At 72.5% G+C, this 18,221-nt stretch carries 22 protein-coding genes and 2 tRNA genes; 11 read left to right on the forward strand and 13 right to left on the reverse strand.

The annotated features are described in order from the left end of the window. Nucleotides 1-316: 316 nt before the first annotated feature. Nucleotides 317-874, reverse strand: coding sequence for a dihydrofolate reductase family protein (locus A6A27_RS05620; RefSeq protein WP_073833460.1), 558 nt, complete (start codon nucleotides 872-874; stop codon nucleotides 317-319). A gap of 116 nt (nucleotides 875-990) precedes the next feature. Continuing rightward, nucleotides 991-1,416, reverse strand: coding sequence for a hypothetical protein (locus tag A6A27_RS05625; RefSeq protein ID WP_073833462.1), 426 nt, complete (start codon nucleotides 1,414-1,416; stop codon nucleotides 991-993). A 368-nt stretch (nucleotides 1,417-1,784) separates the two neighbouring features. Between A6A27_RS05625 and A6A27_RS05630 the strand changes: the two genes are divergently transcribed. The 3 genes from A6A27_RS05630 to A6A27_RS05640 all read left to right on the forward strand — a co-directional run bounded on the left by A6A27_RS05630 (nucleotide 1,785) and on the right by A6A27_RS05640 (nucleotide 3,193). After that, nucleotides 1,785-2,984, forward strand: a complete 1,200-nt coding sequence (locus A6A27_RS05630) for an RtcB family protein (RefSeq protein WP_073833463.1) — start codon at nucleotides 1,785-1,787, stop codon at nucleotides 2,982-2,984. A 39-nt stretch (nucleotides 2,985-3,023) separates the two neighbouring features. Continuing rightward, nucleotides 3,024-3,096, forward strand: a tRNA-Arg gene (locus A6A27_RS05635). Between the two features lie 24 nt (nucleotides 3,097-3,120). Then, nucleotides 3,121-3,193 (forward strand) — tRNA-Gln (locus A6A27_RS05640). A 69-nt stretch (nucleotides 3,194-3,262) separates the two neighbouring features. Here A6A27_RS05640 and A6A27_RS05645 read toward each other — a convergent pair. Both A6A27_RS05645 and A6A27_RS05650 read right to left on the reverse strand, forming a co-directional pair. Further along, nucleotides 3,263-3,631 carry a DUF3037 domain-containing protein gene (locus A6A27_RS05645; RefSeq protein ID WP_073833465.1) on the reverse strand — a complete coding sequence of 123 codons (369 nt, stop codon included), beginning with the start codon at nucleotides 3,629-3,631 and terminating at the stop codon, nucleotides 3,263-3,265. Beyond that, entirely contained in the window at nucleotides 3,628-4,386 is a 759-nt protein-coding gene (locus A6A27_RS05650) for a HipA family kinase (RefSeq protein WP_073833466.1), read from the reverse strand. The genes A6A27_RS05645 and A6A27_RS05650 overlap by 4 nt, the downstream gene beginning before the upstream one ends. Nucleotides 4,387-4,548: 162 nt before the next feature. On the opposite strand from A6A27_RS05650, the gene A6A27_RS05655 reads away from it, so the two are divergent. From A6A27_RS05655 to A6A27_RS05665, 3 genes are read left to right on the forward strand one after another with little or no spacing between them, the layout of a single operon-like run. After that, the gene (locus A6A27_RS05655) at nucleotides 4,549-4,767 is read left to right on the forward strand and encodes a hypothetical protein (protein WP_143193900.1); all 219 of its coding nucleotides are present in this window, start codon (nucleotides 4,549-4,551) and stop codon (nucleotides 4,765-4,767) included. A 53-nt stretch (nucleotides 4,768-4,820) separates the two neighbouring features. Next, nucleotides 4,821-5,417 carry a TetR/AcrR family transcriptional regulator gene (locus tag A6A27_RS05660; RefSeq protein WP_073833469.1) on the forward strand — a complete coding sequence of 199 codons (597 nt, stop codon included), beginning with the start codon at nucleotides 4,821-4,823 and terminating at the stop codon, nucleotides 5,415-5,417. Continuing rightward, nucleotides 5,414-5,932 (forward strand): glycosyltransferase, encoded by a 519-nt coding sequence (locus A6A27_RS05665; protein WP_073833470.1) that lies wholly within the window; start codon nucleotides 5,414-5,416, stop codon nucleotides 5,930-5,932. Before A6A27_RS05660 ends, A6A27_RS05665 begins: the two co-directional genes overlap by 4 nt. On the opposite strand, the gene A6A27_RS05670 is transcribed toward A6A27_RS05665, so the two are convergent. Next, entirely contained in the window at nucleotides 5,905-7,872 is a 1,968-nt protein-coding gene (locus A6A27_RS05670; protein WP_073833472.1) for a zinc ribbon domain-containing protein, read from the reverse strand. The two genes, A6A27_RS05665 and A6A27_RS05670, sit on opposite strands and share 28 nt — an antisense overlap. A 452-nt stretch (nucleotides 7,873-8,324) precedes the next feature. Here A6A27_RS05670 and A6A27_RS05680 point away from each other — a divergent pair, with 452 nt between their 5' ends. Continuing rightward, nucleotides 8,325-8,591, forward strand: coding sequence for a hypothetical protein (locus A6A27_RS05680; protein WP_073833475.1), 267 nt, complete (start codon nucleotides 8,325-8,327; stop codon nucleotides 8,589-8,591). On the opposite strand, the gene A6A27_RS05685 is transcribed toward A6A27_RS05680, so the two are convergent. The 4 genes from A6A27_RS05685 to A6A27_RS05700 all read right to left on the reverse strand — a co-directional run bounded on the left by A6A27_RS05685 (nucleotide 8,548) and on the right by A6A27_RS05700 (nucleotide 12,157). Continuing rightward, nucleotides 8,548-9,438 carry a Gmad2 immunoglobulin-like domain-containing protein gene (locus A6A27_RS05685; RefSeq protein WP_073833477.1) on the reverse strand — a complete coding sequence of 297 codons (891 nt, stop codon included), beginning with the start codon at nucleotides 9,436-9,438 and terminating at the stop codon, nucleotides 8,548-8,550. The genes A6A27_RS05680 and A6A27_RS05685 overlap by 44 nt on opposite strands. Then, a complete protein-coding gene (locus A6A27_RS05690; protein ID WP_073833479.1) occupies nucleotides 9,426-10,823 on the reverse strand; it encodes a sensor histidine kinase in 1,398 nt (465 codons plus the stop codon). Before A6A27_RS05690 ends, A6A27_RS05685 begins: the two co-directional genes overlap by 13 nt. Before the next feature lie 6 nt (nucleotides 10,824-10,829). Then, on the reverse strand, nucleotides 10,830-11,510 hold the full coding sequence (locus A6A27_RS05695) for a response regulator transcription factor (protein WP_073833575.1): 681 nt from the start codon (nucleotides 11,508-11,510) through the stop codon (nucleotides 10,830-10,832). Between the two features lie 92 nt (nucleotides 11,511-11,602). Next, complete coding sequence (locus tag A6A27_RS05700; protein WP_198940205.1) at nucleotides 11,603-12,157, reverse strand: AMIN-like domain-containing (lipo)protein; 555 nt, start codon at nucleotides 12,155-12,157, stop codon at nucleotides 11,603-11,605. A gap of 145 nt (nucleotides 12,158-12,302) precedes the next feature. Between A6A27_RS05700 and A6A27_RS05705 the strand changes: the two genes are divergently transcribed. Next, entirely contained in the window at nucleotides 12,303-12,809 is a 507-nt protein-coding gene (locus tag A6A27_RS05705; protein WP_241825092.1) for an NUDIX domain-containing protein, read from the forward strand. A gap of 22 nt (nucleotides 12,810-12,831) precedes the next feature. Then, nucleotides 12,832-13,728, forward strand: a complete 897-nt coding sequence (locus tag A6A27_RS45540; protein WP_083672447.1) for an alpha/beta hydrolase — start codon at nucleotides 12,832-12,834, stop codon at nucleotides 13,726-13,728. A 108-nt stretch (nucleotides 13,729-13,836) separates the two neighbouring features. Here the strand turns inward: A6A27_RS45540 and A6A27_RS05715 are convergent, their stop codons facing one another. The 3 genes from A6A27_RS05715 to A6A27_RS05725 all read right to left on the reverse strand — a co-directional run bounded on the left by A6A27_RS05715 (nucleotide 13,837) and on the right by A6A27_RS05725 (nucleotide 15,716). Next, nucleotides 13,837-14,409, reverse strand: a complete 573-nt coding sequence (locus A6A27_RS05715) for a hypothetical protein (protein WP_143193901.1) — start codon at nucleotides 14,407-14,409, stop codon at nucleotides 13,837-13,839. A gap of 98 nt (nucleotides 14,410-14,507) precedes the next feature. Next, nucleotides 14,508-14,828 carry a TraR/DksA family transcriptional regulator gene (locus A6A27_RS05720; RefSeq protein WP_073833482.1) on the reverse strand — a complete coding sequence of 107 codons (321 nt, stop codon included), beginning with the start codon at nucleotides 14,826-14,828 and terminating at the stop codon, nucleotides 14,508-14,510. A 72-nt stretch (nucleotides 14,829-14,900) separates the two neighbouring features. Further along, nucleotides 14,901-15,716 carry a rod shape-determining protein gene (locus A6A27_RS05725; RefSeq protein WP_073833483.1) on the reverse strand — a complete coding sequence of 272 codons (816 nt, stop codon included), beginning with the start codon at nucleotides 15,714-15,716 and terminating at the stop codon, nucleotides 14,901-14,903. A 541-nt stretch (nucleotides 15,717-16,257) separates the two neighbouring features. Between A6A27_RS05725 and A6A27_RS05735 the strand changes: the two genes are divergently transcribed. Beyond that, a complete protein-coding gene (locus A6A27_RS05735; RefSeq protein ID WP_073833485.1) occupies nucleotides 16,258-16,461 on the forward strand; it encodes a hypothetical protein in 204 nt (67 codons plus the stop codon). Between the two features lie 127 nt (nucleotides 16,462-16,588). Next, nucleotides 16,589-16,837, forward strand: a complete 249-nt coding sequence (locus tag A6A27_RS05740; RefSeq protein WP_073833486.1) for a potassium transporter TrkA — start codon at nucleotides 16,589-16,591, stop codon at nucleotides 16,835-16,837. A gap of 9 nt (nucleotides 16,838-16,846) precedes the next feature. Here A6A27_RS05740 and A6A27_RS05745 read toward each other — a convergent pair whose 3' ends face one another. Beyond that, nucleotides 16,847-18,091 (reverse strand): PucR family transcriptional regulator, encoded by a 1,245-nt coding sequence (locus A6A27_RS05745; protein WP_073833487.1) that lies wholly within the window; start codon nucleotides 18,089-18,091, stop codon nucleotides 16,847-16,849. Between the last annotated feature and the right edge of the window lie 130 nt (nucleotides 18,092-18,221).

Genomic DNA, 18,221 nt, shown 5'->3' on the forward strand with positions numbered 1-18,221 from the left:
GGTCGTGGAAACGGGGCCCAGATGGGCGTCCTTTCTGGGCCAAGGGCGGAGTGTTTCTCGATGAGCAATGTGCGCGAGTTTGGGTCCCGCCCTGGAGGCACTGGCGGGTGGGCGCAAGCATGTCGCTCACCCGCCGGGACCGCCTGTGATGTCGTGGTCATGATGGACGGGCCATGATCCTCTGTCGCTGGCGACATCCATGGAGCCTCCGACCGGCTATTCGGAGACGTACTCGCCTTCGAGAAGTCGTTCGGCGCGGCGAACGCGAGAAGGACGCCGCGGTGCCGGTGAGCTGGCGGCGATCGACTCGTGCGATTCAGCGCACGCGACGGTAGTGCATGGCCACCACGCCGTTGCGGAGCGGCTCCGCCGAGACCAGCTCGAGCTGGCGCGTGCCGGGCAGCCCGCCCTGGTAAAGCGTCGGGCCGTGGCCGGCGATCCTGGGATGGACGAGCAGCTTGTATTCGTCGATCAGGTCCAGCCGGTCGAGCTCGGTCGCGAGCTTGCCGCTTCCGAGGAGGACCCCGGCCGGGGTCGCGTCCTTGAGCTTCTGCACGCCCTCGCGCAGATCGCCGGCGATGTGGTGGCTGTTGGTCCACGGGAAGTCCTTGCGCGTCGACGACACCACGTACTTGGGTTTGGCCTCCAGCTTGACCGCCCAATCGCGCATGGCCGGCGGCGCCTGCTCGTCGCCGCGGGCGACGGCCGGCCAGTAGCTTTCCATCATCTCGTAGGTGACGCGACCCCACAGCATGGCCCCGGCTGTGTCCATGAGGCGGGTGAAGAGGGCGTGCGTCTCGTCGTCGGCGATCCCCTCCTGATGGTCGACGCAACCGTCCAGGGTGAGGTTAAGGTTGAAGGTAAGGAGTCCCATACCCGGCGACTCTAACGCCACTACGGCGTCGCATCAGCGAGCTCGAGGTACACACGCCCCGTCTCGTGGACGTCGTCGGTCTGGACGAGCCTGCGCTCGCCTCCTCCATGCGGAGATCATGGCTCGCTCGCTGCCGACTGTTGCGCGACCCATGGCGATAAGGCCAAGCACCCACGACCAGGGCGGGTCCTAGACTCACGCCCCATGAAACCCGCCGGAGGGCGCCGGGACCCAAACTTGCGCCCGTCCTTGATGTCGTCTAGATCGAGTTTCGTGGTTCCGTTGATGCGGACGCCGATCTTGGCCATCAGCCGGCAGGCGATGTAGTCGCGCGCTTCGGTGTTGAACTTCCTGGTGTTCTCCAGGTCCGCGCGCCAAGCCCCGAAGAGCTGTTTGAGCACCGCCTCGGGCGGGGGAACACGGATCAGCCCTTCTTGGTGGCCACGGGGGCGGTTGAGGTCGTCCAGTGGACCTTCCGGGGCGTGGCCAGTGATGTTGTAGATCTCGGCGGCGTGGCGCTTCTCCAAGTAGGTAAAGAACACCGTGATCGAGCAGGACTGTGCGGTCTTGGTCGTCTCGCCATGCCTTTCAGGTGCCTGCCGAAGTATCGGTCCGCGTCGGAGGGCTCCATCTCCCACAGAGGCTTGTCGAGCCACTCGCGCAGTGAGGTCAACGTGCGTACGTCGGCGCGGATGGTGCTGTCTGCCCAGCCCGCGCTCGATCGAGCAAGAACGAAGCCCGCCAGCGCGTCTGTCTCCAGAGCCTCGATCTCGACGGCGGTGGGCGGCTGACGGCGACTGCTCAGATCCTTCACGAGAGCGAGCGACATCAGACCTCGACCTTCAACAGCGCAGGCGATCTTCCAATGAGGACGACAAGATTTAGAAATCCCTGAAATCAAGGAGACACGATGGGTTTTACCCCGCTGGCCGGCACCCGGGCGCCGGTCCGGGTCTGGACCGACCCCTACAGCATCGAGGCGCAGGCGGCCAAGCAGCTGCGCAACATCGGCGCCCTGCCCTGGGTGCAGGGGGTCGCCGTCATGCCGGACGTGCACTTCGGCAAGGGCGCCACCGTCGGCTCGGTCATCGCGATGCGCCAGGCCGTCTCGCCGGCCGCGGTCGGCGTCGACATCGGCTGCGGCATGTCGGCGGTGCGTACCTCGCTCACCGCGGCCGACCTGCCTGACGACCTCGCCCCGCTGCGTACGGCGATCGAGGCGACCATTCCGGTCGGCTTCGCCAAGCGGGACGACGCGGTCGACCCGCGTCGGGTCCGCGGCCTGGAGCAGCGCGGCTGGGACGACTTCTGGCGGCGCTTCGGCACTCTCGACCGGAAGGTGGCGCAGCTGGAGACCCGGGCTCAGCGCCAGCTGGGCACCCTCGGCGGCGGTAACCACTTCATTGAGGTCTGCCTCGAGCAGGGCGGCCCGGACGACGGCCAGGTCTGGCTGATGCTGCACTCCGGGTCCCGCAACATCGGCAAGGAACTGGCCGAGCGGCACATCTCGGTGGCCCGCGGCCTGCCGCACAACGTCGACCTGCCCGACCGCGACCTCGCGGTGTTCCTCGCCGGCACCCCGGAGATGGACGCCTACCGTCGGGACCTCTGGTGGGCGCAGGAGTACGCGCGCCGCAACCGCGCCGTCATGCTCGCCCTGCTCTGCGGCGTGGTCCGCGACGAGTTCCCGCAGGTGACCTACGACGAGCCGATCAGCTGCCACCACAACTACGTGGCGGAGGAGACGTACGACGGGGTGGACGTGCTGGTGACCCGCAAGGGCGCCATTCGGGCCGGCAAGGGCGATCTCGGCATCATCCCGGGGTCGATGGGCACCGGCTCGTACATCGTGCGCGGCAAGGGCTGTCTGGACGCTTACTGTTCGGCGTCGCACGGCGCCGGGCGCCGGATGTCGCGCGGTCAGGCGAAGCGGACCTACAGCACCGCGGACCTGGCGGCGCAGACGGCCGGCGTGGAGTGCCGCAAGGACGCCGGGGTGGTCGACGAGATCCCCGGCGCGTACAAGGACATCACCCAGGTGATGGCGCAGCAGGAGGACCTGGTCGAGGTGGTGGCGCACCTCAAGCAGGTTGTCTGCGTGAAGGGTTGACCAGACCGGCGCCCCGCGGGGGGAGGGCGCCGGTCGCCCGCCCCGGTGGCGCAGCGGAGAGCGCGCCGAACTACGAATTCGGAGGGCCCAGGTTCGAATCCTGGCCGGGGCACGGTCCGCCGCTCGGCGGACACCATGCGAGCTGGTGCAAGTGGGCAGCACATCCCTCTCTGGAAGGGAAGGTGGAGGTTCGAGTCCTCCGCTCGCAGCGCACGTGGGTTCGAGCCCCACCTCGGTCTCGATTGCCGTCCACTGTGAAGTAGCGCTGTGCCGTCGGCTCAGCGCACCAGCGTCTCCAGCAGCCGGTCCAGCTCGGCCGCCGGGTCGGCGGTGAGGCCGGTGTGCACCGGCCCGGCCTGGATCATCGTGCTGCGCGGTGCGACCAGCCAGCGGAACCGCTCGCCGTGCCGCATTCCCGCCGACGGGCCGGCCCCCACGCAGGTCCGGTCCCATGATTGCAGCGCCGCCGCGACCTCCTCCAGGTCCACGTCCGGCGCGAGGGCCCGCGCCCGGTCGGCGTCCAGGTGGGTACGCGCGCCGAGGAAGTCGAGCCCCTGGCAGTAGAGGATCACGCCGATGTTGATCTGCTCGCCGCGCTCGATCCGGGGCACCAGCCGGATCACCGCGTACTCGAAGGGCTTTCTCATGCGGCGCTCTCCTGCGGCAGCCAGTCGGCGGTGCGCGCGACCCGTCGGGCGAGATGGTCGGCGTACGCGGCTCGGGCCGCGTCGGCGGAGTCGAAGTCGGGGCCGGCCAGCCAGTCGTCGGGGACCAGGGCCAGCACCTCGGTCAGCAGTGCGGGGGTGACCCGTGGCGCCAGGTCGGCGTCCGCCTCGGCGTGCCGGGTGGCGTACGGGGCGAGCACGTGGTCGTCGGCCCGGTACGGCCGGTGCACTGCTGCCTCGGCGCGCGGCCAGTTGTGGTGGAAGTAGAGGCAGGCGCCGTGGTCGATCAGCCAGAGCTGCCGGTGCCAGATCAGCAGGTTGGGGTTGCGCCAGCTGCGGTCGACGTTCTCGGTGAACGCGTCGAACCAGAGCACCCGGGAGGCGAGGACCGGGTCGACGGGGTGCGCCATGGGGTCGTAGCCGAGCGCGCCGGGCAGGAAGTCCATCCCCAGGTTGGCGCCGCCGCTGCCGCGCAGCAGTTCCTGCACCTCCTCGTCCGGTTCGGCCCGGCCGATCACCGGGTCGATGTCGAGCACGACCAGGCGGGGCACCGCCAGCCCGAGTCGGCGGGCCAGTTCCCCGCAGATCACCTCGGCGACGAGGGCCTTCGGGCCCTGTCCCGCGCCGCGGAACTTCGCCACGTAGGTGCCGAGGTCGTCGGCCTCGACCACGCCGGGCAGCGAGCCGCCCTCGCGCAGCGGGGTGACGTATCGGATTCCGGTGACCTGGCGGAGCACGAGCCCACCCTAGCGCCGCGGCCTTCGGTGTTCGGCGGGTGTCCGGTGGGACGCGGCGCGGTCCACCGTGTGTGATTGCCGGTCCGCGCGAGGTGGGCGGCGACCTGGGTCTCAGGCCGCTAACGCGCCCGCATGACCCTCGGCTTCGCTACGGTGAGTAGCGTGGCGATCGCGAAGCTGCGCCTGCGGGGCGGGCCGTACGACGGGATGAGCGTGGACTGGGACGTGCCGGATGCGGATGATCCGCCGACGACGTACCAGCTCAAGCTGCACGGACCCCATGAAACGACGGAGACCGTCGAGTATCGCCGAGTGGAGCGGGCGCCGGAGGGCGCGGCCGAGTCGTGGATCTACGAGACACCGGCGGCCACCACGGGGTAGCGGCAATTTCGTGTCAACGCCATTGACGTGAAATCGGGTCGCGGTGTTCACTGATGCCCGTGAACGCCAAGCGGGCCTACGTCCAGACGGCGCGAGCCGCGTCAGCGGCGCGTACCAGGCAGCGGATTCTGGACGCCACCGTGGCGCTGGCCCGGCGGCAGGCGTCGGTGGAGATCGTGCTCACCGATGTGGCGGAGTCCGCCCAGGTCAGCGTGCAGACGGTGCTGCGGCACTTCGGCAGCCGCGACGGCCTGTTCGAGGCGGCTGCGGCGCAAGCCGTGCAGCAGGTCAGTGCGGAACGACACACCCCGGCCGGCGACGTCGATGCCGCCGTAGCGACTCTCTTCGACCATTACGACCGCTGGGGCGAGCTGATGCTGCGATTCCTCGCCCAGGAGGCGCACGACCCGAGGGTCTACGCGGTCACCGAGCAGGGGCGCGAGTTCCATCGTGACTGGGTCGCGCAGGTCTTCGCGCCGATGCTTGCGGCCCGGCCGGCCGGCGCGCGGGAGGCGATCACCGATCTGCTGGTCATCGCGACCGACCTGTACACCTGGAAGCTGCTCACCCGAGACCGTCGGCTGGCCCGGGAGCAGGCCGAGGGCAGGGTCCGGCAGCTCATCGCAGCGATTCTTGGGGAGTCATCATGACGTCATCGCTGTTCGTCACCTGGGACGGTGGCGGCAACGTGCCGCCGGCGCTCGGAATCGCCGCCGAACTTCAGCGTCGCGGGCACACGGTCCGTATGCTCGGCCACCCGCGGCAACGCCAGGCGGTGGAGGCGGCCGGGTTGCGCTTCGAGCCTTACCGGCATGCCCGCGCCTGGTCGCCGGTGACGCGTACCAACAGCCCGCAGTGGGCGGTGAAGTATCTGCGACTGTTCACCGAGACGGCCGTGGGCGCGGACGTGGCCGAGTCGCTGCGCCGCGAGCCGGCTGATGTCGCGGTCGTCGACTGCATGCTGCTGGCCGGGATCAGGGCCGCGCAGGGCCTCTCGGTCCCGCAGGTGACGCTCGTGCACACCCTGCACCGCTACCTGCACGGCCCCTGGGCGCGGGGGCCGATCGGGCTGGTCGCCCGCGCCAAGGGCATGTCGCCGGCGCGGCTGTGGGGCCGCAGCGACCTGAGCGTCTCTGGTCAGCTTAGTGATCTTGAGTCGGATTGAGTTTCCGGGATCGTTTCCCACCGTGGTGGGGTAGCGTGGGCATTCAGGTGGAATCCTGCGCCCAGTGCTGCTCCGCGTGGCCGGTGGCCGGTGGTGGGTGTGCTGATCGTGTTCACGCCCTGGTGTCGGTGGGCTGCGCGGGGCAGCCGGGTCCGGTCCGTTGGTGCGTGTCCCTCCGGACGCTTGCCCGCCTGGCCATGAGGTCTGGCGGGGGAGGGTGCCCTGCGTCGCCTGGGCGCGGGGCGTGTTGCCTTGTGCCGGGTAGGGCCGGTCTTCGACCGGTCTCCCCGACTGGTCCTGGTGATGACGGCTGTGGCTTCGAGTGTGTCGACCACGGCGCGAATGATCATGTGTCCGTTGGTCTTGTCGGTGACGGTCTTGGCCTGGTGGGTGAGGCCGCGGGCGGCGATGCGCCGCCATGCGCCGTGGTCGCGGTCGCCCTGCCAGCCGCAGCTGCCCGTGTTGGGGCAGATGGCCCACTTCCAGCCCGCCACCGTCGGCCTGTCTGGCGCCTTACGATGCTGCAGCGGAGTCAGACACTGCGGGCAGTGCTTGGACGTGTTCCGGGCGGGGACGGTGACCACGGCGATACCCGCCTCGGCGGCAAGGTGCCGCATCCGGTCGACGATCTGCCCGCGCACCTGCTGAGACAGGCGCGTGTTCAGGGTGACGCCCATGCCCCGAGCTTCCAAAGAGCGCAGGTCTTCCACATAGATCACGGACGCCCCAGCGACGATCGCCTGGTCCACCGTCCAGCGGGCGGCAGCCCAGGCGAGCGCGTTGTTCAGGTTCTGGCGGCGTTCGGAGACGTGGCGGATCTCGTCGCGCAGGACCGCATGCTTACCGACGAGTTGATGCCGCGAGTCGAGGCCGATGAGCCGCTGGTAGTGGTCGACCTTGGTGTGCAGCCGCTCACCGTGACGGCGCAGCCGGTGCTGCTTCGCGAGGACCCCGGCGGCCCGGAACTGAGCCCCAGCCCCCAACGCCGTGATCCGACCGTCCGCCTGTAGTCGCAGGGCACCGGCGCTGAGGAGGGTGTTCACGCCCCAGTCCACACCGAGCCCGACCGTGTGACCGGTGCGCTGGGCGTTCGGCACGGCATGGGTGAATGCCACATCGGCGCGCACCCTGCCGCCCATGACACGGAGAGTGGGCAGGTGCAGCACCGCACCCGCAGGGACCGTGGGCGGCAGGATGATCGGACAGGCCACCCACGTCCAGTCCCCGTACGCTCGCGGATCCGGTCGTACAGGAAGCTGCAGCCGCAGTAGCGCTCTGCCCGGGTCGGTGGCGCAACGTTCGAGGGTGGCCTGCTGCCGATCACACGCGGCCAGCAGCAGCATCCGCGGGATCCTCGGGACGCCTTCGAGTTCGAACACGTCCGCCGGCACCCGGCCGTTGGCGGTGAGGAACGCGGCGGCCTGCCGGGTGCGGCCCTTGATGACGCCCGATGGCAGATGCTCCCCGCCAGGGATCGATGCCCGAACCTGCTCCCACTCGACGGGGGTGCGCTTGCGTGGATCGGCCGGCCAGGTCGCCAGCACCCCCGCTGTCACATCAGCACGCCACGCCGCCGAACGAAGAGCACGCCCCGCCTGCTCCTGCACCATCCGCACGACCCGGTCATTGACCCTCACACCCCCAGGCGGGGCGACCGTCCAGCCAAGGCGTCGCAACGCCATCCACGCGTTCGGCGGCAACCTGCGCCCACCCGCATTCACCCCGGCCGCCAGCACCTCCACATCCGCCGTGTTCCAGTGCTCGCCGATCAGCGCGGCCACCATGCCCGCCACCAGATCGGCACACCACCCGACACGTTGCGCCAGCACCGCCGCAGACAGGACCTCGCCGGTCTCCTCGTCCACACCGGTGCGCAGCAAGGCGCGGGCGCACGCGGTGCGGGCGGCCTCACCTTCGGCCAGCCGCAGCTTCCCGCTCACCGACTCAATGCCTCGACACCGATCCAGAGAACCGGCCCTCACGATCGACCCACGTCACCGGAACGCTCCCGAGCCAGCCCAAACGTGATGCGTCACGGATGAACACCGACACGCTCCGCAGCATTGGAGAGCCGAAAACGTTCCACACAGACCAATCTATGATCAGTGACGATTCATAATCAAACTGGGTAGCCTCAGTTCGATCTACTACGTGGGGCAGAAGGCGGTGTTGCAGTCGATCCTGGAGGCCGTCGCGGACCTTCCGGTGCAGGCGGTGCTGACCGTCGGCCACGGCGTCGCGGCCGACGAGCTCCGTCCACCGGCCAACGTCGAGGTGCACCAGTTCCTGCCGCACGCGCAGGTCCTGCCGACGGTGAGCCTGGTCGTGGGGCACGCCGGGCATAGCACCACCTGCAGGCGCTGGCGCACGACCTGTCGATGGTGCTCCTCCCATGACCCCGCTGGGCGACCAGCCCGCCGTGGCCAGGGCCGTCGCCCGTCAGGGCGCCGCCACGGTGTTGCGCAGGTCCGCCTCGGTCAGCGACATCCGAGCCGCGATCGCACACATGCTCGGCGACGGTCCGCACCGCGATGGCGCCGCCCGGATCGGCAGACAGATCCGCTCGGCCGACGGCGCGGCCGTCGCCGCCGACCTGATCGAGAAGATGACCAGCTCTACCCGCCGGCGGTCAGGACGACGGGAACCGCCACGACGTTGATCCGGGAACCGTCCCGGGCCGACACCTCGTACACCTCGATGCTGCCCGGTCCGGTGCGGTCGAGCCGGTAGCCGACCCGTACCCGGTAGTCGCCCCGGCAGCCGGAACCGCACGTCGCGGTGCTGAACGCGGTGCCCACCTCCCGGCCGGCGGCGTCCAGGACCCGGACGCTCACCGTCGCCTCGAAGACGTCGGCGGTCCCGGTCACCGTCACCGGGCTGGTGACCCGGTCGCCGATCGCCGGTCCGGTCACCACTATCGGCGGCAGCAGGTCGGCGAAGTCGCCGCGGGCGGCCGGCGTGGTGTCGTTCGCGGCGAAGGCCACCCGACGCACGGTGGGGAACTGGGTCAGCGTCCAGACCACCTGGGCCCGGCGCAGCCGGACGGTCGCCGCGTCGTCGCCGTCGAAGCCGGCCGGCGGGACCAGCGTGGCCACCCCGCCGGCGATGCGGCTCACCTGCGTGCCGGCCGGGACCAGGGTGGTCATGCCGGTGGCCGTCTCGGCGAGGGACGGGCCGGCGGCCAGTTCGGTGAGTGCCAACCGGGAGGTGGCCGGGGTGGCGGGCAGCGTACGCCGGGCCGGCACGAGCTTGCCGCCTCGGGTGAACCAGAGCTGCAAGGTGACCGTCCCGTCCGGGCTCGGCTCCTCGACGCCGGTCGGGGCGGCGGGCGTCGACGGGCGGGTGGTGGGGGAGACGGTGGCGGGTGTGCGTCCCGCGCCCGTCGGCGTGGCGCCGGCGGTGCGGGAGGCTCCGGCGGGGGCCGGGCCGAGAGTGCCGGTGCGGGCCGGCGCGCAGCCGGCGGTGAGCAGGAGCAGCGCCGTGAGCGGGGCGATCAGGCGTCGCACGGGTCACCTCCTCCGGTGAGGGGCAGTTCGAGGCGGAAACGGGCGCCGCGGCCGATCTCGCTGTGTGCCGTCAGCCGTCCGCCGAGCAGTCGGGTGTTCTCCTGGGCGATGGCCAGGCCGAGGCCGCTGCCGGATCCGGTGCGGGCGGGATCGACCTTGTAGAAGCGGTCGAACAGATGTGGCAGGTGCTCGGCGGGGATGCCGCGGCCCTGGTCGGTGACGTCGACGACGACCGTCTCGCCGGTGTGCCGTACCTCGGCCCGGACCTCGCCGCCGCCGTGCTCGACCGCGTTGGACACCAGGTTGGCCAGCACCCGTTCCAGCCGGCGCGGGTCGGTGCCGGTGGGGGGTGCCTCCCCGGCGACGGTCACCCGGTCGGTCCAGCCCCGCGCGTCGACGATCCCGCGGAGCACCGCGACGGTGTCCACCGGCCGGATCGACACGGGTTCCCGCCCGGCGTCGAGGCGGGAGATCTCCATCAGTTCCTCGACGAGCCGGCGGAGCCGGACCACGTCGGTGACGAGGAGTTCGGCGGCGCGCCGGGCGTCGGCGGGGAGCGCGTCGAGCTGGTCGGCGAGCAGCGACGCCGCGGCCACCAGGGCGGTGACCGGGGTACGCAGTTCGTGCGCCACGTCGGCGGTGAACCGCCGCTCCCGGGCCTGGGCCCGGGACAGCGCCTCGATCTTCGTCTCCAGCGCCTCGGCCATCTCGTTGAACGACGCGGCCCACGCGGAGAACTCGTCGCGGCCGCGTACCGGCAGCCGGGTGTCCAGCAGCCCTTCGGCCACGGCGCGGGCGGCCCGGCTGGCCCGGCCCACCGGTTCCAGGGTGCGCCGGGCGAGGGTGTTGCCGACTGCGGCGGCGAGCAGCACCACCGCGATCCAGCCGACCGCCAACGCGGTGCGGAGCTGGTTGAGGCCGTCGGCGAGGTCGTCCTCGACGGTCACCACGTACAGCTCGGCGGTGGAGCCGGGGATCCGGCCGCCGACCACGAGCAGGTGCGGCCGGGTGCTGCCGGGGGAGCGTTGGAAGGCGAGTTGCCCGGCGGCGACCGCGTCCTGCAGGGCCGGGCCGGGCGTCGGCGCGTACCGGGGGTTCGACGCCTGGGTGTCGCCGGCGACCAGCAGCACGTGCCGTCCGTTCTGCTCGAAGCTGGCCAGCAGGTCCGCCCGGCGGGTGTCGGTCAGCGGCAGGAACTGGGCGGCGAGGACGAGCTGGTAGCGGGCGTCGGCGGCGGCGCGTTGCAGCGAGCCGTCGAACCGGGCCTGCCGCAGCATCAGGTACGACCCGCCGGCGAGCGCGCCGGCGGAGACCCCGGCGACGAGCACGAACGCGATGACGAGCCGGCGCCGTAAGCGCCCGGGGGTGACCCTGCCCGCCGTCATCGCCCGTCACCCCGTCGACAGTTTGTAGCCGGCGCCGCGGACCGTCCTGATCAGCGTCGGGGCGCCGGGGTCGTCCTCCACCTTGGCGCGCAGCCGTTGCACCGCCACGTCCACGAGCCGGGAGTCACCGAGGTAGCTGTGCCCCCACACCCGGTCGAGCAGCAGTTCGCGGGTGAACACCTGCCCGGGTCGGCGGGCCAGCTCCAGCAGCAGCCGGAACTCGGTCGCGGTGAGGGTCAGCTCGCGGCCGGCCTTGCGGGCCACGAACCGGGCCGGGTCGATCTCCAGCGGCCCGGCCGTCACGGTGGTGTCGGTGACCGGCGCCACGGTGCGGCGTAGCACGGCGCGGACCCGGGCGACCAGTTCCGGGAGGTCGAACGGTTTGCGCAGGTAGTCGTCGGCGCCGCATTCCAGCCCGACGACCACGTCGATGGTGTCGGTGCGGGCGGTGAGCATCAGGATCGGCACCTGGCTGGTCCGCCGGATCTCCCGGCAGACCTCGAAGCCGTCGAGGCCGGGGAGCATCACGTCGAGGACGATCAGGTCCGCCGGCCGGGCCCGCCACGCGGCGAGGGCCGCCCGTCCGTCCGCTGCGGTCTCCACCCGGAATCCGGCCCGCCGCAGACCGAGGGCGGTGACCTCCCGGATGGAGGCATCGTCCTCGACGACCAGCACGCGGCCCTCCATGGCCACCGAGGGTAGCCGGGTGGGACGTTGCGGGGTGCTGGCGCAACGGTCGGTGATGGGGACCCGGTCGGCCCCCATCACCGCCGACGGGTTCAGGCCTGCCATCGGTGGGCCACGTCGAGGACGATCCGGCTGTGCGTACCGGGGCCGTCGAGCACGAAGACCCGGTACGGCAGCCGGGCGCGGACGCCGACGGCGAAGGTAGTGTAGCCCTCGAAGCTGCCGCCGAAGACCACGTCCCGCAGGGTTCGGTAGCCGAGCGGGTTCGCGACGTGCTCACCGGTGCGGTACGGCACGGTGGCCACGCGGTTCCCGTCGTACGCCGGCGCCCGCAGCGAGACCCGCAGCAGCGCGCCACCCGCGGTGTACGGGGACAGCGCCAGCCCCTGCCCCTCGGTGTAGGTTTCCCCGTACGCGACCGACCAGCCGTCGGCCGGGCCGGCGAACTCGAAGACCACCCGGTCCCAGCAGCCGTGCTGGCCGGTGCGGACCTCGCCTAGCGGGGCGGTGCTCAGCTTGCCGCCCGCCTTGGCCGTGCTGCCCCAGGTGATGCCGCAGTACGGCGTGGCCGCCGCGGCGCCGCCGACGCCGGCGACCAGCCCGCCGAGCACGACGACCAGGGCCACCAGTGCGCTCCTGAGTCTCATCGCTGTCCTCCTGTCGATGCTCGGGACGAGCACCGGACCGTCTCCGGTGGTCCCGTGCGCTCGACGGTCGACCCGCCGTGCCACGGTGGCTTCGCAGTGGCGTAACCGCCAGGTAACAGCGCCGGCCACCTGACCAGGGCGGGCCGTGCGGTTCCTGCGCTACGCCCGGAGCAGCTCCGCCGCGGCGTTACTGGCCGGGCCGGCCGGGCAGAGCGTCGCGCAGAATGAGCTGATGTCCGCGCGTACCCCATCGGTGTCCTGCGTCTTCGTCTGCCACGACCGCGCCGGCCGGCTGCTGCTCGCCCGGCGTGGCACCGGTGCCCGCGACGAGCCGGGCACCTGGGACACCGGCGCCGGCGCGCTTGAGTTCGGTGAGACGTTCGAGGCGGCCGTCACCCGCGAGGTCGGCGAGGAGTACGCGAGGTCGCCGCTGGCGATCAGCCTGCTCGGGGTGCGCAACGTGCTGCGCGACGACCCGTCCTCGCACTGGGTGGCGGTGGTCTTCGCGGTCCTGGTCGACCCGGCCACGGTCGCCATCGGCGAGCCGCACAAGTTCGACCGGCTCGGCTGGTACACCCGCGACGCGCTGCCCACCCCGCTGCACTCGCAGCTCGCGCCCACCCTGGCGCTGCTGCCGGACCCCCTGACCTGACCCGGACGTCTAGGGTGGCCGCATGCCGGTCACCCGACGTCGACTGCTCCAGTCCTTCGGCGCCACCGCCGGCCTCGCCGGGCTCGGCGCGGGCGGCGTGGCCCTGGTCGACGCAGAGGTGCTGCCGGGCCGGTCGGTGCTCAACCGCACGCTGGGCCGCTGCGACGCCCGCCCGCCGGACGCGCCACGGGCGCCCGCGCCGCTGCCGGTCACCGGCACCTTCCGGTCCGCGGCGCGCCGCCGGGAGGTCGCCTTCGCCATCGCCTACCCGCCCGGCCACGCCCCGGGCGCGCGGCTCCCCGTCTGCCTGGCCCTGCACGGGTACGCGGCGGACGCCCGCAGCGCCGTCGGCGCGGCCGGATACCCGGAGGTCCTGGCCGGCGCCCTGCCGCACGGGGCGGCCCCGTTCGCTCTCGCCGCTCCCGACGGCGGCGACGGCTACTGGCACCCCCACGCGGGCGACGACCCACTCGGCATGCTGGTCGACGAGTTCCTGCCGCTGTTGGCCGAGCGCGGGCTGCGGACCGACCGGGTCGCGGTGGCCGGCTGGTCGATGGGCGGGTACGGGGCGTTGCTCGCCGCGCTGACCCATCCGGGGCGGTTCCGGGCGGTGGCGGCCACCTCACCGGCGATCTTCCACTCGTACGCCGACGCGGAACGGGTCAACGCGGGCGCCTTCGACAGCGCCGCCGAGTGGGCCCGGTACGACGTGACCGCCCGGGCGCGGGAGTTCGCCGGCCTGCCGGTGCGGATCGCGATCGGCGCCGCGGACCCGTTCGCCCGGGCCGTACGCACCCTGCGCGACCGGCTGCCCGACCCGGGTGTCGTGCAGATCCCTACCGGCTGCCACGACACCGACTTCTGGCGCTCCGTTGCGCCGGAACAGGTACGCGTGATCAGCGCGGCGTTGGCGGGCTGATCGCCTCGGCGTCGATGTGCACGGTGGTGATTCAGGCCCGAGCCCGCCGAAGCCGGGGCAGCACCAGAGTCGTCCATCGCCGCCGGCCCAGTTGACTGCACCCGCTGATCACAGCTTCGGGCAGGTCGGGTCGGCGTAGATGGTGAGATAGATGAGAGCCGGTGCGACGACGGTCCACTGCGGGGATGCCGGCCGGTCCGCCGTGCTCGGTCGGACGTCCATGCGCTGTGCCGCTTGGGACCGGATGAGCAGCCGGCTGGGTACACCCCGGACCGCTCGGCAATAGGTGAGGGTCGATTCCCCGGGCACGTCCGGCGGGATGTCGATGTCCACCACGGGATGCCATCCGTCGCCGCTGGCCACGGGGTCGAAGGTGCGGCGCAGCGTCGCGTCGTCGTAGTCGCGCTCGAACCGCCAGGTCAGGGTGATCGAGGTGTTCGACACGTCCTCCTTGTTCAGCCGGCGGCACCCCGTGCTGCGGACGACGTCGCCGCCGGGCTGGGAGCCCTCTGGCCGCACGGCGAGGATCCGATCGTCCGCGTACGCGTCGAGCAGCTCGTCCTCGTCGTTCGGGACCGCGCAGCCCGGCACTCGGGCCTCGCCGGTCACTTCCGCCCACCCACACCCGCCCAGGGCCACCGTCAGCAGCGTCACGACCGGCCAGAACCCTCGAGGTCTCATCGATCCAGGTTAGAGCCCTCAGGGTTGTCCGGCGGTCCCCTGAAGTGCCGCCGCGGGCGCCGTCCTCCGGCGACGGCGCCCGCGGTGGAGGAGGATGCTCAGACCCGCTGTCGTTGCTGGCAGGGGACACAGTGGCGGGCCCAGGGCAGGATCTCCAGCCGGGCGACGGGAATTTCACCGCCGCAGCTCTCGCAGCTGCCGTAGCTGCCCTCCGCCATGCGCCGCAACGCCGCCGCGGTGTCCGCGATGCCCTGGCGCGCGGTCTCCATGAGCCCGCGCAGGGTGTCGGGGTCGTAACCACCGTGGTTGGGCTCCCGAGCGTGCGCGGTGAGCGCGGTGAGTTGACCGGTGTGCTCCTCGAACTGCCGCTCGAGAATGTCGCGCAAAGATTTCGCGCGGTCGCTCAGCGTGTCGGTCATGGCGTCGGTACCTTTCACTGGACGCACTGGCCCGGGACCAGCGCGAGGTTGGGGAGGGTGGGCGGACCAGGCTCAGTCCGCGGCCGGATGGCGGGCCGCAGCCGCCGCGGCCAGGCTCGCGCCGGTCAGCGCGGCCGTACGGGGTCCCGCGGCGCGGTGCACCGGGATCCCGGTCAGCGCGGCGAGGCGGTCTCTCAGGTTGGGCCGGGTGGCGCCGTCCCCGACGATGACCATCCCGCGGGACAGCGCGGTGGCGGCCGACGGCACGGCCTTCGCGCCCAGAGTCAGCTCTCGCACGAGGCGGGCGAGCGTGTCGGCGAGCATTCCGACCGTGGTGCCGTGGGCGAGGTCGCCGGTGCCGAGGTTCACCCGCCGGCCGGCGACGACCTGGCTGTCCCGCAGGACCGCGACCTCGGTGAGCTGGGCGCCGATGTCGGCGACGAGCAGTGCGCCGGCGCCGGCGCCGGCACCGATGGCGGCCGCGCGCACGGTGTCGATGAACAGCAGCCGCGCGGGCGCGAACACCGCGTCGAGGACCCGCCGGGTGGTGTCGTGGTCGGCGGCGGTCGCGAGCAAGGGGCGGCAGGCGACGATCAGCGGCCGGGCCGGCACCGTGACGTGGTGCTGTCGCAGCAGCTGGGCCAGCGCGGTGGCGCAGCCGGGACCGTCGACGATCTGGCCCCGCCGCACCAGCGGCCGGATCCGCCGGTCGCCGACCAGCGTGGTGAGCGTCGCGTGGCTGCCCACCCGGATGCGCAACTGCCCGCTGCCGAGGTCGACGGCGATGGGGCTGGGGCGGGTGGTGGCGGGCCCGACGATGCCGTTGAGCACGGACCCGGTGCCAACGGTGTCCGGCTGGCGACCGGTGGGGGCTTGGACGACAGGCATGCCGACCTCTTTTTCAACGGTGGATGTGACGATGCCGCCGCCCGGCGTGGGCAGCGGCGGGAAAGCCAACGGAAGGGGCTGACCTCAGCGGTCGCGGTGGGTCGCGGCGATCAGCCGCTGACCGTGTCCGGAACCCCCAGCGCTCCCGGTCGGCGGAGCGCGGATCGGCGGCGGGGACGGCAGCGCCAGGGTGTCGCGGCGCCGTCGCGGCGGCCGGGAGACGTCGGCGGGGCAGCCGAGGCTCGACCGGCCGGCACGAATGGCAGCGCCACCATGCTGGTCGTCATCACCCACCTCCTCGCCGGTCAGGACCTGTCGGACCTCCAGCGTCGGCCGGAAGCGGCGGACTGACATGGCCTAGGGCCGGCCAACATCCAGCGGCTTGCTTGCCGGCCACCGGCGAGGTCCCGCCGGTGGCCGCGCGACCGATGCGCCACTCGGCGGGTGTCGCGCCCGGAGCGGGTGGCGGGGTCCGCCCGCCGCCGCAGATCCCGCAACCGGGCGGCACCGGCGGCGTCTTCCGGAGGGCTATGGTGACCGCATGCCACCCCACCGGCACCGGTCCGACGTCGCCCAGCGCAGCGCCCTGGCGATGCTCGTCCTGGTTGCTGTGCTCACCGCGTTCCGGCACGCCCGCCCGGCCGTGGGCCTGTGCATCGTGGTCAGGCTGGCGAAGGCGATCCCGGGATGTGTGCCCGCATGGTCGGCCGACCGGGCGCCGCCGGGCCGGCTCGCCGCCAGCTGACGCCACCCGAACCTCACCCGCAGTCCCGGCCCGTACCGCCGCCCCTCGGCGGCGCCGCCACCCGTCGGCGTCGGCCGGACACGGGATCGCGGTCACCCCCACCAGCCCTTCCAGTACGGAGCACCCCATGAAGATCGAACGTACGCCGTTGCCGGGCATCGGAGTGCGGCACACATTCACGACCGAGCAGGGTCGCCGAATCGGTGTGGTCGAGTACCGGGGGCAGGATCGCCGGGACGTCATCCACGACGACCTGAACGATTCGGACAGCACCTGCGGCTTCCGCCTCACCCGCTCCGAGGCGGTGGCGCTGGCCGGCCTGCTGGGCCTGCTCGAGGTGGTCGAGGTGGCCGCCGGCGGCGACCGGTGCGGGTGAGGCCGCCGGCTACGCGGCTGGGCCGGGCAGCGGGTGACGTGGCCAGTCCAGCGCCCGCGCGCCGTACACGGCGGCCTGCAGGGTGAACCGGTCGCTGGGGTCGTTCGGGTCGTACCCGCTGAGCGTCCTGATCCGGCTCAGGCGGTAGGTGACCGTGCGGACCGACACGTGCAGCCGGCGGGCGGCCTCGGTGGCGACGCCGCCGGTGGCGAAGTACGCGTTGAGGGTGTCCAGCAACGGCTGGGCGCCACCGCGGGCGTGCCGCAGCGGGCTGAGCACCGCCTGCACCAGGTCGACGATGGCCGGCTGGTCACGCAGCAGGACCCGGTAGATGAGCAGATCGTGGGCGTCGATGACGGGCGTGTCGGCGTTCAGCCGCTGCGCCATCGTCAGCGCCTCCCGGGCCTCCTCGTAGGAACGGGCGATGCCGTACAGGCCGGGGTGCGGGCGGCCGACCGCCACCTGCCACGGACCGCCGCGCGGCAGCCGGTCGAGCTCGGCGTGCATCAGCCGCCCGAGGTCGCCGACCGCGCCCCGTCCGCGGCCACCCCGGTCGGGGGCCACCGCGTCGGCGGGGGCGATCACCACCAGCAGCCCCTCCTTGGTGGCCACCAGCACGTCACGGTCCCCGAGACGATCGAAGATGACCGCCTCCAGGGCACTGATCGCCGCGTCGGTGTCCGGCAGGCGCCGGCTCGGTGCGGCCAGCGCCACCTGATGCACCCGGGCCAGGTCCAACCCGAACGGCTCGGCCCGCTCCACCAAGCCACCCAGGTCGGAGTCGCCGCGCAGCAGATCGTCCACGAGTTCCCGGCGCAGCGTCTCCTCCCGCCGGACCAGCTCCCGGCGGGCCGCGGCGTAGCCCTCGGCGAGGGTCGCCACCGCGCTGTCGACGACGTGCAGCACAGCCTCGGCGGACGCGCGTACCCCCGTGCTGTCGATGGGCGTCGTCAGCTGCGGCAGCTGCTGCCACAGCCGGCGGGCCGCCGACAGGTACAGCTGGACCGCGCGCCCGGCCGACACGCCCTGCTCGGCGGCGCGCCGCCCGAGCACACCGACGGCGTCGAGCTCGGCCCGCCGTGGCCGGCGCCCGGTCACCGCTGCCTCCGCGAGCAGCCACAGGTAGTCGCCGAGCAGGTCCACGGGCACCCCACCGGCGTCGGCGCTGGCGGCACGGGCCACCGCCGCCAGGCACGCGTCCCGGTCGTTCTCGACCGCGGGGCCCTGGCCGGACCGCCGGACGCCACCGGTCATCGCCGCCGCTCCTCCTGGCACGTTGCCGGTTCCCCACCGATCCGGACCCGGCCAGCTTAGCGAGCCGGCTCCGGCGATCGCCGGAGCCGGCTTTTGCCGGGCATAGCGCTTCCGGTCCGGGGTATGCGCG

Source organism: Micromonospora sp. CB01531, assembly GCF_001905095.1.
Lineage (GTDB): Bacteria > Actinomycetota > Actinomycetes > Mycobacteriales > Micromonosporaceae > Micromonospora.

Bases quoted from the DNA above. Each gene is read 5' to 3' on its own strand.
- A6A27_RS45540 (WP_083672447.1), top strand. From the start codon at position 12,832: ATGCCGGTCACCCGACGTCGACTGCTCCAGTCCTTCGGCGCCACCGCC.
- A6A27_RS05725 (WP_073833483.1), bottom strand. From the start codon at position 15,716: ATGCCTGTCGTCCAAGCCCCCACCGGTCGCCAGCCGGACACCGTTGGC.
- A6A27_RS05665 (WP_073833470.1), top strand. From the start codon at position 5,414: ATGACGTCATCGCTGTTCGTCACCTGGGACGGTGGCGGCAACGTGCCG.
- A6A27_RS05630 (WP_073833463.1), top strand. From the start codon at position 1,785: ATGGGTTTTACCCCGCTGGCCGGCACCCGGGCGCCGGTCCGGGTCTGG.
- A6A27_RS05660 (WP_073833469.1), top strand. From the start codon at position 4,821: ATGCCCGTGAACGCCAAGCGGGCCTACGTCCAGACGGCGCGAGCCGCG.
- A6A27_RS05700 (WP_198940205.1), bottom strand. From the start codon at position 12,157: ATGAGACTCAGGAGCGCACTGGTGGCCCTGGTCGTCGTGCTCGGCGGG.
- A6A27_RS05740 (WP_073833486.1), top strand. From the start codon at position 16,589: ATGAAGATCGAACGTACGCCGTTGCCGGGCATCGGAGTGCGGCACACA.
- A6A27_RS05645 (WP_073833465.1), bottom strand. From the start codon at position 3,631: ATGAGAAAGCCCTTCGAGTACGCGGTGATCCGGCTGGTGCCCCGGATC.
- A6A27_RS05695 (WP_073833575.1), bottom strand. From the start codon at position 11,510: ATGGAGGGCCGCGTGCTGGTCGTCGAGGACGATGCCTCCATCCGGGAG.
- A6A27_RS05715 (WP_143193901.1), bottom strand. From the start codon at position 14,409: ATGAGACCTCGAGGGTTCTGGCCGGTCGTGACGCTGCTGACGGTGGCC.
- A6A27_RS05680 (WP_073833475.1), top strand. From the start codon at position 8,325: ATGACCCCGCTGGGCGACCAGCCCGCCGTGGCCAGGGCCGTCGCCCGT.
- A6A27_RS05690 (WP_073833479.1), bottom strand. From the start codon at position 10,823: ATGACGGCGGGCAGGGTCACCCCCGGGCGCTTACGGCGCCGGCTCGTC.
- A6A27_RS05720 (WP_073833482.1), bottom strand. From the start codon at position 14,828: ATGACCGACACGCTGAGCGACCGCGCGAAATCTTTGCGCGACATTCTC.
- A6A27_RS05620 (WP_073833460.1), bottom strand. From the start codon at position 874: ATGGGACTCCTTACCTTCAACCTTAACCTCACCCTGGACGGTTGCGTC.
- A6A27_RS05745 (WP_073833487.1), bottom strand. From the start codon at position 18,091: ATGACCGGTGGCGTCCGGCGGTCCGGCCAGGGCCCCGCGGTCGAGAAC.
- A6A27_RS05735 (WP_073833485.1), top strand. From the start codon at position 16,258: ATGCCACCCCACCGGCACCGGTCCGACGTCGCCCAGCGCAGCGCCCTG.